10 protein-coding genes are annotated in these 12,123 nt (G+C 62.9%); 5 read left to right on the forward strand and 5 right to left on the reverse strand.

Going from position 1 to position 12,123, the window contains the following annotated elements; all coding sequences use genetic code 11:
- The first annotated feature begins 11 nt into the window (after positions 1-11).
- Positions 12-803 carry an SDR family NAD(P)-dependent oxidoreductase gene (locus tag LZ586_RS06390; RefSeq protein ID WP_235078836.1) on the forward strand — a complete coding sequence of 264 codons (792 nt, stop codon included), beginning with the start codon at positions 12-14 and terminating at the stop codon, positions 801-803.
- Positions 803-1,693, forward strand: coding sequence for an SMP-30/gluconolactonase/LRE family protein (locus tag LZ586_RS06395; protein ID WP_235078838.1), 891 nt, complete (start codon positions 803-805; stop codon positions 1,691-1,693). Before LZ586_RS06390 ends, LZ586_RS06395 begins: the two co-directional genes overlap by 1 nt.
- Positions 1,694-1,908: 215 nt before the next feature.
- Here the strand turns inward: LZ586_RS06395 and LZ586_RS06400 are convergent, their stop codons facing one another.
- On the reverse strand, positions 1,909-5,451 hold the full coding sequence (locus LZ586_RS06400) for an autotransporter domain-containing protein (RefSeq protein WP_235078844.1): 3,543 nt from the start codon (positions 5,449-5,451) through the stop codon (positions 1,909-1,911).
- Positions 5,452-5,754: 303 nt separating this feature from the next.
- On the opposite strand from LZ586_RS06400, the gene LZ586_RS06405 reads away from it, so the two are divergent.
- On the forward strand, positions 5,755-5,934 hold the full coding sequence (locus LZ586_RS06405) for a hypothetical protein (RefSeq protein ID WP_235078845.1): 180 nt from the start codon (positions 5,755-5,757) through the stop codon (positions 5,932-5,934).
- 125 nt (positions 5,935-6,059) lie between these two features.
- On the opposite strand, the gene LZ586_RS06410 is transcribed toward LZ586_RS06405, so the two are convergent.
- Positions 6,060-7,463, reverse strand: a complete 1,404-nt coding sequence (locus LZ586_RS06410; RefSeq protein ID WP_235078846.1) for a sugar porter family MFS transporter — start codon at positions 7,461-7,463, stop codon at positions 6,060-6,062.
- A 90-nt stretch (positions 7,464-7,553) separates the two neighbouring features.
- Positions 7,554-8,606 (reverse strand): LacI family DNA-binding transcriptional regulator, encoded by a 1,053-nt coding sequence (locus LZ586_RS06415; protein ID WP_235078847.1) that lies wholly within the window; start codon positions 8,604-8,606, stop codon positions 7,554-7,556.
- A gap of 152 nt (positions 8,607-8,758) precedes the next feature.
- Between LZ586_RS06415 and LZ586_RS06420 the strand changes: the two genes are divergently transcribed.
- On the forward strand, positions 8,759-9,778 hold the full coding sequence (locus tag LZ586_RS06420) for an AAA family ATPase (protein WP_235078850.1): 1,020 nt from the start codon (positions 8,759-8,761) through the stop codon (positions 9,776-9,778).
- A gap of 57 nt (positions 9,779-9,835) precedes the next feature.
- Here the strand turns inward: LZ586_RS06420 and LZ586_RS06425 are convergent, their stop codons facing one another.
- The gene (locus LZ586_RS06425; RefSeq protein ID WP_235078851.1) at positions 9,836-10,150 is read right to left on the reverse strand and encodes an ArsR/SmtB family transcription factor; all 315 of its coding nucleotides are present in this window, start codon (positions 10,148-10,150) and stop codon (positions 9,836-9,838) included.
- 153 nt (positions 10,151-10,303) lie between these two features.
- Here LZ586_RS06425 and LZ586_RS06430 point away from each other — a divergent pair, with 153 nt between their 5' ends.
- Positions 10,304-10,894 (forward strand): alpha-ketoglutarate-dependent dioxygenase AlkB, encoded by a 591-nt coding sequence (locus tag LZ586_RS06430; RefSeq protein WP_235078853.1) that lies wholly within the window; start codon positions 10,304-10,306, stop codon positions 10,892-10,894.
- Here the strand turns inward: LZ586_RS06430 and LZ586_RS06435 are convergent.
- Positions 10,885-12,090 (reverse strand): MFS transporter, encoded by a 1,206-nt coding sequence (locus LZ586_RS06435; RefSeq protein ID WP_235078855.1) that lies wholly within the window; start codon positions 12,088-12,090, stop codon positions 10,885-10,887. The genes LZ586_RS06430 and LZ586_RS06435 overlap by 10 nt on opposite strands.
- Positions 12,091-12,123: the final 33 nt, after the last annotated feature.

Raw genomic sequence — 12,123 nt, forward strand, 5'->3', positions numbered from 1 at the left:
GGCAAACTGACATGTCCGACCTTCAAGCCGCGCCGCTCGCGCAAGACCTGCGCGCCGTCTATCCCAGCCTTCGCGGCAAGCGTGTTCTCATCACCGGCGGAGGCTCGGGCATCGGTGCCGGGTTGGTCGAGGGAATCGTCCGCCAAGGGGCGCGCGTGACTTTCTTCGACATTGCCGATGCGGACTCGCACGCACTGGTCGATAGCTTGGCGGATGCCGCGCACAAGCCTGCGTACGAGCATGTCGACCTGACCGATGTCCCAGCACTTCAGGCCAGTATCGAGCGCCTTGTCGATGCCGAGGGCGCATTCGATGTCCTCATCAACAACGCCGGCAACGACGACCGCCACACCATCGAGCAGGTCACGCCCGACTATTGGGACAACCGCTTCGCAGTGAACCTGCGCCACCTGTTCTTCGCTGCCCAGTCGGTTGCCCCCGGCATGAAGGCCAGCGGCGGCGGCGTGATCGTCAATTTGGGCTCGATCTCCTGGCACCTCGCCCTTGCCGAGCTGCCGCTCTACCAGACCTGCAAGGCCGCGATCGAAGGTCTCACCCGTAGCCTGGCGCGCGATCTTGGCGCTGATAACATCCGCTCGGTCTGCATCGTCCCCGGTAACGTCAAGACACCGCGCCAGGAGAAATGGTACACGCCTGAGGGCGAAGCCGAGATCGTCGGCGCCCAATGCCTCAAGGGTCGCCTGGTCCCGGACGACATCGCCGCCATGGCCTTGTTCCTTGCTTCGGACGATGCTCGGCTGGTAACCAGCCACGAATATTTCGTCGATGCAGGATGGCGGTAATGAACAAGGTGGTGACGTCGGATCCGGTGAGCGTCTGGGATCTGCGTGCGCCTCTTGGCGAAGGGCCGGTGTGGGTCGAACGGGATCAGGCACTCTGGTTCGTGGACATAAAGAGCCACAAGATCCACCGCTACGATCCCGCCAACGGCGACAAGAAAAGCTGGGACGCCCCCTGTCAGGTCAGCTTCGTGCTGCCGATCGCAAGCGGCGGCTTTGCAGCAGGCCTGCAAACCGGCGTAGCGCGGTTCGACGAGAATGACGGCAGCTTCACACCTATCGCCACGCCTGAGCCGGACAAGCCAGGCAACCGCCTGAACGACGCTACCGTCGATCCCGAAGGCAGGCTCTGGTTCGGCAGCATGGACGACGGCGAGGAAGCAATCACCGGCGCGGTCTACCGCCTGGCTGAGGGCGGCGCATGCGTGCCCACCACGCCGTTGGTGGCGATCACCAACGGCCCGGCGGTCTCGCCTGACGGCAAGACGCTCTACCATGTCGACACCATCGGCAGCATCATTCATGCCTGCGACATCGATGCCGCCGGCATGCTGACCAATCCGCGTGAGTTCGTGCGCATTCCTTACGGCCAGGGCTTTCCCGACGGGTGCGTTGTGGACAGCGAAGGCTGTGTGTGGGTCGGCCTTTACAATGGCTGGGCGGTGCATCGCTATTCACCGGCGGGCGAACTGCTCGAAGAGGTCAAGTTCCCGGTCAGCGCCATCACCAAGATCGCGTTCGGCGGCCCGGACCTGAAGACGGTGTTCGCCACCACGGCTAACAAGCACGTCACGCACGCCGACAAGGAGAAGGAGCCTCTAGCCGGCGACTTGTTCCAGTTTCAGGTCCGCGTGCCCGGCCAGCCTGGCTATCTGATCCGTCAGGGGGTTTAAGAGCCCGCGTTCACTACGCTGGTGCTCGCTTCTGTTAGGAAGTTTCCACGCGCTCTTGGGCGTTACGGAGGCACCTCAACGAAGCACTCCTGACCTCGGGGTAATCCCGCGACGCCTTTCAGTCGTTTAGGCTATTCCCGCCGTCGAGCAGGGGGTGAGAGCAACAAAGAAGGGCCGCCCATGGGGCGGCCCTTCTCCTTACCAGGTGCCAGCACTCAGAAGCGGATGCCGATCGACCCCCGAATGCTGCGGTTCTTGACCTCGTCGCGCCAAATCGTGGTCTCACCGGCAATCGACAGATCGACGCCCGCCGTGCGCACGGTGATACCTCCGGCCACTTCCGCCCATTCGCGATCGATACCTGCCAATCCGAACAGCGCGCCCGGCGTTTGCGACCCGACAAAGTTCGCCACGAACACCGATGGGCGATCGGCGAAGTCATGAACATAGGTGCCGGTGACGAACGGCTTGATCGCCATGTCGCCACCCGCCAGCGTCAAGCTACCGCGCAGCTGCTGGCTGTCGAGATTCTGACGCCGATAGCGTAGCGCGACTGGCCCGCCGCGCTCCACGGTGTCTGAAAAATCGATCACGCTGGTCCGGCCGGCGATCCGAGGCGTTAAGGCGAACAGGCTGCTCAGGTCCATACGGTACCCGATGCCGACTTCGCTGGTGAAGGCCAGCGCGCTGTCATCGGCAGTCAGCGTATAGGTGCTGCCTGGGAATGCCACGGTGCGCCGGGTGGTCGTGTCGAACTTGCCCGCGCTCATCTGCACGTCAAAGGTGAGCCCGCTCGCCGGCTGATACTTTCCGTAAAGCGTTCCCTGAACCAGTTGCCCCTCGGCGCGATGGGCGGCCACGGCGCCGTCGCTGGTCAGGTCGCTGTACGAGATCGCAAAGCCTATCGCGCTCTCCGCGTCGACCATCTTCTCGATACCGGCGGCGGCATACCAACCGTCGAAGTTGTCGCGGCCGGTTGCGATCGCGCTCGGCATCTGCTCGCTATCGCCGTCCATATACCCGCCAGCGACAAAGGCGCTCATGTCTTCGGGCAAGGCGCCTTCCTCCACGCGCGCCTGCTCGCTGCCGTCGAGCAGCGGGCGAGCGGCAAGATTGGAGCTGTTGGCCAGGCTTGTCGAAGCGACGCGCAGCGGTTGTCCGATATGGGCGATGGTGCCTCCGCTGACGATCGGATCCAGCGTCTGGAGCCGGTCCCGGATCATGCCGGACATCGTATCCACCGCGGCGAGGCCGAGGGCGCGGACCGTGGTCTCCGTAGTTGGAGAGAGCCCCTCGAAGGTTGCACGGATCGCCGCTGCGCCCTGCAGGTCGAGCGGTCCATAGATGCCGTCGAACTGGCTGGCGTTCGAACGGTTCTGATCAAGCAGGCTGGCATAGCCGCGCTGCACCGCCGAGTTGCCGTCGATCACCGTGCTATAGCTCGCCGCATCGATCGCGAGTTGCACTGCATTCGCCGTATAGGTCAGTCGTGGCGTGAGGATCGCACTGATCGATCCTGGGGTATCGAACCGGCCGGTAATGCCGCCCTGCGCAGTGAGGATAGTCCAACTCTGGTTGGCACGTAGCGCGTTGGTGAAACCAAGGCCGAGCCGGCCCCCGAGATTTGCCTGGCCGTTGGTGGGCGTGGTTCCATTGAACGTGGTGGCCTGCACTCGGATTAGATCGGATGCGCCAGTATTGGAAAGGTCGACGAGATAGGTCGATGCCGAGGCAAGGATCAGGTTGCCGCGGAAGGTAAGCGTACCGATCGTCCCGGCCGTACCCGGCGCAATCGTGCCGGCCATATTGGAGAAGAAGGGCACGTTGAGCGTGCCTGTACCGTTCAGCCCGCCCGACATCATCAAATAGTCGCTGGTGGTGTTCAGCACACCATTGACCTGCATCGTACCTGTCGCCTGGATGATGTCCATCAGACTGGTCAGCGACCCGCCGGCCGCGATGTCCAGCATCGCGCCGCCACCTGCCAGCGTAAAGCGGTCGACCACGGCGGCTGTATTCAGGGTAGTGGTGCCGGCTGCCGACAAGGTAACATCGAAATATCGCGGCGCAGTGTTGGTCAGGCGGTCCCCGTCGAAATTGGTGGGTACGAAGTTGCTTGCTCCAGGCAGTCCGTTGGCCAGCGTCGCTGCCGGAAGCGCCTGTGCCGAAATGGCCGCCTGGGCTTCCGCGACTACGCGGGTTAGCTGCGCAGTTGCCGCGCCCTCGAGCGTTCCAGCCGATAACTGGGCTGCGTTGTTGGTCGCCCCACCTGCCAGCGTGGTCGTGCTGACCGTGGCTTTGTCATTGTCTGCCGAACCGACCGGCCCAGCGCGGACCGTCTCAACACCAGTCGCGACGTCATAGCAGTCGCTGACGCCGCCCGACTGGTAGCACGCCTGGCCGTAACCCGGCTGATCTGTGTTCTTCGTGCCCGCATCTGTCGGTACGCCGTTTACCAGCTGGCCGCTGGCATTCAGCACATAATAATTGGGATCGAGGTTGGTTACCCAGTGCGCCGCGTCGTTCCAATTGCCGTTCCCGGCCTTGGCGGAGACATAGTGATACGGGTTGTTGGCCGCGATCCAGTCCCAATAGAGGTACAGCGGCTGATAGAAGCTGGCGGTGCCATAGCCGTTGTTCGGCGCGCCGTTGAAGAACTGGGTATAGCCGCCTGACAGGACGCCGATCACCAGCTGCTTGGCATAGCCGCGGTCGAGGATCAGCGGCCCGCCGGAATCCCCGGCGGCGGTGATGCCTTCGTTCGGCGTCGGCTGGTCGCGCCACGCGTTGAAGTCGCGCGGATCGGCGGCGGCAGTGCCCCGGCGGGGATCGTCAAAATCGATCCAGTAGAGGTTTTGCGGGAGGCCGCCGGATTCCCCGAACAGGAAGCCCTCGAAATCGTCGATCGAGGCAAGCGCGCCCAGCATGTTCTCGGCAATGCGCCGCCGATAGTCGCTCCCGATCGAACCGGTGGTGCCGGTCCCGTTGCGGCCATAGCCGTCCAGCACGACATGATAGCCGGTGCCCGCGGCCCCGATCGCGCCGGGGTTCGGCAACTGGGAGAACATCAGTGCCCAGGTCGGGACATTCTCGGCAGGCGTGTCGAGCGAGGCCAGCGCAACGTCGCCGTAAAGGAAGCTGTTCGCCGCGGGCTCCGTCGACAATGGGTTATACGCGACGTAGTTCGCGTCATACATGTTGCGCGAAACGGTGGTGGCGTAGCGAACGCCATTGACGCCGTTCAGCCATCCGCCGAACGCACTCGCCCCGGCCCGATTGTTGTCGTTGCCAAACCCGAAGCCGATCGGCTGGCCGCCCGAATTTTGCCCATAGGCATTGGCCGCACGATCGTTGACGCAATGGGCGGCAAAGATCACGGTTCGCGGATTGATAAGCGTGCCGGTACAGGTGCCGATAAAGCCATCCTGCTGGTCGACGATCATCTGACCGACCCCGGTCACGTTGTTCGGGTCCTGCGCCGTCGTGGGCGTGCCCGGCGCACCGATCACGATCTGCGGTGTCGGTGCCGCGATGATCTCGCGACCGCGCGGTGCATAGGCTTCACGAAGGCTCTGGTTCTCATCGATCAGCGGAGACCCGGCGCCTTGCGCCGCGCGCTGCGCCTGATCGATGACCGGCCGGTCGACGGGGCCTGCGACTTCCTGCGCGATCGCGGAAGGCGCGAAGCTGATGCCAAACGCGGCCGCTGAAGTCAGTAATGCCGCACGGAACGTACGTGATTCCCGAACCACCGTCATGAGTATCCCCTTTTGGCGCGGAGTCCCCTTAGACGTTCCGCAAGATCGCAGGCTATTGCTTCAAACTTTCCCGTCAAGCAGAATAGTTCTGCTTCGACAAGTTTATCGCCAGCTAAACATTTGTCGTACCTGGAAAAACAAGTCGATACCGATACGCACCCGTAATGATACGATGATCTAATCCATAACGTGCAAACATACATTAAGTCTGATTTATCCACTCATAGTAAGCAGGAACATATAATATCTAGAGCACGTTGTTGTGCTACTTAGGATGTGTAAGATTAAAGAGGGAGAATAACGATGTCCGGCCCGCTCAGCGATTTGTTCGCTTTGAAACCGGAGTTCAGCGAGGACATGGCTCCTGCCTCGGCACTTGATGGAACTCGGGACGATACGCCGAGCTTCCACCATTCCGAAGGTTCAGACGAAGTCTTCGCTGCGCCTAATGCCGGCGGCCCGGACGCACCTTCCGGCGATTAGCGAGAGCCACTGGCGGCGTCGGCGCACGCTGAATATCGCGCGACGCCTACACAAAAAAGGGACGGCGCACTCGAGTGCGCCGTCCCCATAGTTCAAGCACCTATCAGTAGACGCAAACGGAAAGCTCAGCCCTCCATCGCCTCCAGTTCCTTGCCCTTGGTCTCCTTGATGAACTTCTGCACCAGGAAGAAGCTGATCACGGCGCAAACCGCGTAGAAGGTATAGCTGGTGGCGAGCCCAAGCCCCGACAGCATGAGCGGGAAGCTCTGCGCGATCAGGTAATTGGAGAACCACTGCGCAAACCCGCAAACCGCCAGCGCCGAACCGCGCATCTGGTTGGGGAACATCTCGCCGAGCATGACCCACATCACGGGGCCCCAGCTGATGTTGAAGAACGCAGAATAAGCGAGCGCCGCGACGACCGCTACCTGCCCCATATGGCCCGGCAGGTTCAACTGCGTGCCCACCAAGGTACCGGTCGAGAAGGCGTAGACCATCACGAACAGCGTGACAGCCATCCCGGCCGAACCGATCAGCAGCAGCGGTTTGCGGCCGATCTTGTCGACCAGCGCCACCGTCACGAAGCAGGCAAGGATCGACACGGTTCCGGAGATGATGTTCGTCGTCAGCGCCTGCGATTCCGTGAAGCCCGCGGCCTGCCACAGCGTCGATCCGTAATAGAAGATGACGTTGATGCCGACGAGCTGCTGGAATACGGCGATGACCAGCCCCGCCCAGACGATCGGACGCACACCGCCCTTTACCGGGTCGATCAGGTCGCGGAAGCTCGGACGATGATCGGCGGTAAAGCTTCCGCGGATCTCCTCGAGCTTGGTGCGAGCCACGGTTTCACCGAACAAACGGGTCAGCACGGCGCTCGCATGCTCGTGACGCCCCTTCGACACCAGGAAGCGCGGGCTTTCCGGAATGAAGAAGAGCGCGACGAGGAACACGGCAGCCGGAATCGCCTGCATCAGGTACATCCAGCGCCACGCCTCCAGCCCCAGCCAAAGCTCGTTGGTCGACTGTCCGGCGACTCCGGCGAGCGCTGCGTTCACGACGAACGCGGCGGTAAGGCCGGCGATGATCATGATCTGCTGCACGGTGGTCATCCGACCGCGAATGTTCGCCGGGGCGACCTCCGAGATATACGCGGGCGACAAGACGCTTGCCGCGCCGACCGCCATGCCGCCGATGATCCGGGCGATCACGAACAACCAGTGCTCGTGCGCGAAGCCCTGCACCAGCGCGCCGGCCAGGAACAGCACCGCGGCAACCCGCATGACGTTCCGCCGCCCGAGGCGGTCAGCCAGCGTTCCGGCGAAAAAGGCGCCGATGAAACAGCCGATCAGCAGCGAGCCCACCGTGAAGCCAAGCCCTGCATCGTCGAGCGAGAACGCCGCCCGTAGTCCCGGCTGGGTCCCGTTCACCGCGCCGCTGTCGTATCCGAACAACAAACCACCGATCGTGGCCACTGCCACGATCGCGCTGATCAGGCCGATATTGGCCCGCCCCGCACTTGCATCCATCCCCTAGTCCTCTTGCCAGGGCGCACCTAGCTGTGCGCCTGTTACCGCTAACGGTGACCCGCTTGGCGTCTAAAAGCAAGGCGGGTTGCGTTAGGCCAGCGGTGGGCCTGAGGACCCTCGCACCACCAACTTGTGCTTCAACACCTGTTCCTGCAACGCTTCTGCTTCCGGAAGCCGATCCGCGCGGATCCTTGCCAGCAGCAGGTTCAACGCCGCCACCGCCATCGGCGCGATCGGTTGCCGGACGGTAGTGAGCTCTGGCCAGACCGTCGTCGCGAGCGAGGTGTCGTCAAAGCCGACGACGCTCAGGTCCTGCGGGACGTGAAGCCCTTTGCGATGCGCAACACCGACTGCCGCTGCCGCCATGTCGTCGTTGCTCGCGAAAATGGCTGTGGGCGGTTCTGGCCGCTCCAGCAGGCGCTCCGCGGCGGCAATGCCTGAGCGGAAAGTGAAATATCCCTGCTCAACAGGAGCCGCCGCGGGATCGATGCCGGCCTGATCCAATGCAGACGCGAAGCCGCGGAAGCGTTCGTCGCTCGCGCTTTGATTCGGGTTGCCGCGAATGAAGCCGATGCGGCGATGCCCCAGGTCGAGCAAATGGCGCGTCATCGCCTCTGATGCGCCGAAGTCATCGATCCGGACGTTCAGACATCCCTCGGGCGGCAGCCCCATCGCAACCGATACCCATGGAATGCCCGCAGCTTCCAATTCGTCGCGAACCGCTCCGGACTCGGATAAGGGCGGCGGCAGGATGACACCGCCGACATTGGTCGCCGCAAACTGTCGCGTCGCCTCTGCCTGTTCGGCCGGGGTCTCACCCTCGCATAGTTCCAGCACCAGGTGGCAGCCGGCGCGGCGTGCAGCCGCCAGCGCACCGATCAAAAACTGCGAAAGATATGCCGCGGACGGGTTCGAATACAGCAATCCGATCTGCACCGCGCTGCCGGCGGCCAAACTACGGGCTGCACTATTGGGCGAATAGTTCAACGCCTCGATAGCGTGGCGCACTGCACTGCGCGTGCTTTCCCGCACATTGGTCGCGCCATTCACCACGCGCGAGACCGTCATCGCGGAAACGCCCGCTGCGCGCGCAACGTCCTGCACCGTCGCGATCCCGCGGCTTCTGCGGTTTAGTTTCGTCATCCTGCTCCCACGCGCCGCGGCCTAACTTGCCGCGCGGCTCAGCGCAACGGCCCAACATGGTGGACGCTTGCGCGCAAATCGTCACTCCAGGTTCAGAAAGCAGGTGCCAGTCATGGTCGCTCGGCAGTAGAAAAAGCTGGAGGAGAAAGGCCATGACGGCGACAGCCGCGATCGCGCCGACATTGTCGAGAACTCCGCTTGATGAGGCGAATGCCGATCCGAAAGAGCTGCGGCAAGCCGCCGACGATCTCGCCAGACGGCACGCCGCCGCTTCTGTCGCCTCACCGCACGCCTTTATCGAAGGGCTTGCCGCGCTCGCCCTGCGTGTCGACCAACAGGCGGAATTGAACCGCCAAAGGGCTAGTTTGAAGCGGCGGGGGGAGTCGGGACGGGTTCGAGCAGTGCGTGACGAGGGTGCCGAGGACGTGCTGTTCGACCTCGCACGGGTGGCAGCCAGACTGCTGGAACGTGGCCGCGTGGCGGAAGCGAGCGTGCTGGCGAACCGGTATTTCGATGTAGCACCTCAAGGTGCGGCCGGCTGGGCGGTATTACCGCTGTTCCTGTCGCTGCACGCTGGCGCTGTCGGCAATCCCGTCTTGGCTGAGACACTCCTGACGCCTGCGCCGGCGCGGTTGATCGTGATCGGCGGCCTTTCCGGCACCGGGAAATCAACTCTCTCGCAGCGGCTTGCCAGCCGCGCTGGGCGGATCCCAGGCGCCCGGATCATTCGCTCCGACGTCTTCCGGAAAAGACTGGCTGGAGCCCTCCCCGAAACCCGCCTGCCCCCGGCCCACTATACCCAACGAAATGACCGCAACACTTACGAGGCGATGTTCGAATCCGCCTACGACCATCTCGCCTGCGGCTCCGCGGTGATCCTGGACGCGGTGTTCATGAACCGTAGCGAACGCGAGGTTGCTCATGCACTGGCCGTGAGGGCACGTGTGCCGTTCGTGGGCATATGGCTCGAAGCACCTGAGCAGAACCGCATCGAGCGGGTCGCCGGGCGGAGCGACGACGCCTCGGATGCAACCGTGCAGGTCGTGCGCGATCAGTCACGCCACTCGGTGGGCGAGTTGTCCACCTGGCACAGGATACGCGCTAACCGGCCAATGGAACTGATCGTCGCCGCCGCACGCGGCGCAATCGACCGAAGCGCGGCTCATGCGTGATGATCGGCGCGAGCCGCGGTCCATCGACGACGTGCACCGCCGCGGTTCTGGACTAGGTTACGCGGCTGCTTCGATTGGCGGGGTTGCGCAGAACAGGTCCTGCAGCGACTCCAGCATGCGCCGTGCCTCGGCGCTCGCCAGGGAGTAGAAAATCATTTGGCCGGCGCGGCGTGCACTAACCATCCCCTCTCGCCGGAGCAGCGCTAGCTGCTGCGAAACCGCGGTATCACGCGCACCTGTGAGCCTGGCGAGCTCGCCAACAGACTTCTCGCCTTCCCAAAGATGGCACAGCAGCAAAAGGCGGCTCCTGCCAGAGAGGGCCTTCAGAAAAAGCGACGCACGGTCGACTTGAGCAATCATTTGATCCTTCACACCGTATCGCTATGCGCGGATCGGATGGCTTGCAAGCCTGTAAGCGACGGACAGGACATAAACGGGTATTTACAAACCACCTGTTTTAGCGACACCGAACACTGAGAAATGAAATGGAAACTCGCTTCTGCTGTCCACACAACATAAGTTAACATGAACAAGTCGCCGAGTAACCTAGAGCTGTTCGCAAAGCCGTTACCGCCAGGATGTGCCTATCGAGCGGGGATCCTGAGCGAGGCCGAAGAGCAGGCGCTGATCGAATCGCTCAGACGCACGGATCTTACGCCCTTCCGTTTTCAGGGCTGGCTGGGAAAGCGGCTTACGGCGAGTTTCGGATGGCGGTACGATTTTGACTCTGGCAGCTTCGAAGAGGCGGAGCCGCTGCCTGATTGGCTGTTGCCGCTGCGTGAACGCGCAGCCGCCGTTGCAGGACTGAAGCCGGAGGCGCTCGCCCAGGCGCTACTCATTCGCTACGATCCGGGTGCGGGGATCGGCTGGCACAAGGATCGGCCTGTATTTGAGGACGTGCTTGGTATCTCGTTGGGGACCGAAGCCACCCTGCGGCTTCGGCGGAGACTCGAAAAGGGGTTCGAGCGGCACTCGGTGCCCCTTGCCCCGCGGTCGATCTACCATCTGTCCGGCGCCGCCCGGTATGTTTGGGAACACAGCATTGCTCCCATTGATGCCGCCCGCTGGTCGATCACCTTTCGCAGTCTCGCATCGCCACTTCCGCCTCAGCGCTGACTACGCACGGCCATCGCCACACCGCCGCCAGCCAGCGTGCCGATCGCGAGTGTGATCAACCAGGGCGCATAGCCTAGTTGCTCCGGCGTAAGCGCAAGCGCCAGCAATGGGGCAGCCATGGCTGGCAGCGTGTTGGTAAGGTTCACCAGGCCAAGATCGCGGCCGCGATGTGCAGGCGAAGGCAGAAGCTGCATTGCCAGCGCGGATTGAAGGGCGAGAAACACCGACATCCCGCATATCGCCATTGCGAAGCCAACCGCCGCCGCCATCAGGCTTTCGGCACATGCCATGATCACCAAGCCGCTCGCCATCACAAGCGACGCAATGGCAAGGAACGGTTTGCGGCGCATGCACCTGTCTGAAAGGTGGCCGACTGCGATGGTGACCAGAAGGGCTAGAATTGTCACCACGGCGAAGATCGCAGCGATGCTCTCGCTCCTCTCCTCCAACTGAAGCGTCATGCGGCGACTGGCGGGTAACGACAGGAAATAGAACAAGCCGAACGTCATCAGGCCGTTACCGGCGACCTGCACCAAAAGGCGGGCGAGCCAAACCGAGGCAAAATCGAGGCGTTGCCGCGCGGGCGGCGACAAAACGACATGAAGATCCCTTGGTCGCTCCCGTATCATCAGCAGCATGGGCGAAACCAGCGCCACCATGATCAGGCATAACAGCCCGTAGCGCGTGGCTTCGCTGCCCAGGCTCCGTATGCTGACGCCTATTGCGACCAGTGAGGCAAAAGGCTGGGCAGCGCCCAGCAGGCCCGACACCATTCCCTTCCGGCCGTCCGGCACTTCATCGGCCATCACCGCCACGAGCGGCGCAAAGGTCATGTTGATCGCGATTTGAAGCGCGGCGACCGCACACAACAGGGTGGTGCCGTCATGCGCCAGCAGGAAGAAAACGTATGACAGAACCAGAAGGCTCAATCCCCCCGCAATCCAGGGGCGCCTCGTGCCACCACTACGATACGTCCTGTCGCTGAGCGCGCCGAAAGCAAGGTTGGCGATGCTGGCCACCGCCGCGCCGCTCAACGCTGCCGAGCTCAATAAGTCGACGCGCTCGCCCGCTTTTGCCACGGCGGCAACCTTCAGCGGCAGCAAAACCGTGACGAACGGGATGAAGCTGACGAAAACCCCCGCAAAGGCAGCAACGTAGAGGTAGATGAAGCCGCGGCTGGGCGAAACGAAACGCATGCCCGATTGACCCTCCGCGCGACGGAGTGCCAA

It is taken from the genome of Sphingomonas sp. S2-65, from assembly GCF_021513175.1.
Lineage (GTDB): Bacteria > Pseudomonadota > Alphaproteobacteria > Sphingomonadales > Sphingomonadaceae > Sphingomonas.

Coding starts and splice junctions, on each gene's coding strand:
- LZ586_RS06430 (WP_235078853.1), top strand. CDS start 10,304: ATGAACAAGTCGCCGAGTAACCTAGAGCTGTTCGCAAAGCCGTTACCG.
- LZ586_RS06405 (WP_235078845.1), top strand. CDS start 5,755: ATGTCCGGCCCGCTCAGCGATTTGTTCGCTTTGAAACCGGAGTTCAGC.
- LZ586_RS06395 (WP_235078838.1), top strand. CDS start 803: ATGAACAAGGTGGTGACGTCGGATCCGGTGAGCGTCTGGGATCTGCGT.
- LZ586_RS06400 (WP_235078844.1), bottom strand. CDS start 5,451: ATGACGGTGGTTCGGGAATCACGTACGTTCCGTGCGGCATTACTGACT.
- LZ586_RS06410 (WP_235078846.1), bottom strand. CDS start 7,463: ATGGATGCAAGTGCGGGGCGGGCCAATATCGGCCTGATCAGCGCGATC.
- LZ586_RS06420 (WP_235078850.1), top strand. CDS start 8,759: ATGACGGCGACAGCCGCGATCGCGCCGACATTGTCGAGAACTCCGCTT.
- LZ586_RS06415 (WP_235078847.1), bottom strand. CDS start 8,606: ATGACGAAACTAAACCGCAGAAGCCGCGGGATCGCGACGGTGCAGGAC.
- LZ586_RS06435 (WP_235078855.1), bottom strand. CDS start 12,090: ATGCGTTTCGTTTCGCCCAGCCGCGGCTTCATCTACCTCTACGTTGCT.
- LZ586_RS06390 (WP_235078836.1), top strand. CDS start 12: ATGTCCGACCTTCAAGCCGCGCCGCTCGCGCAAGACCTGCGCGCCGTC.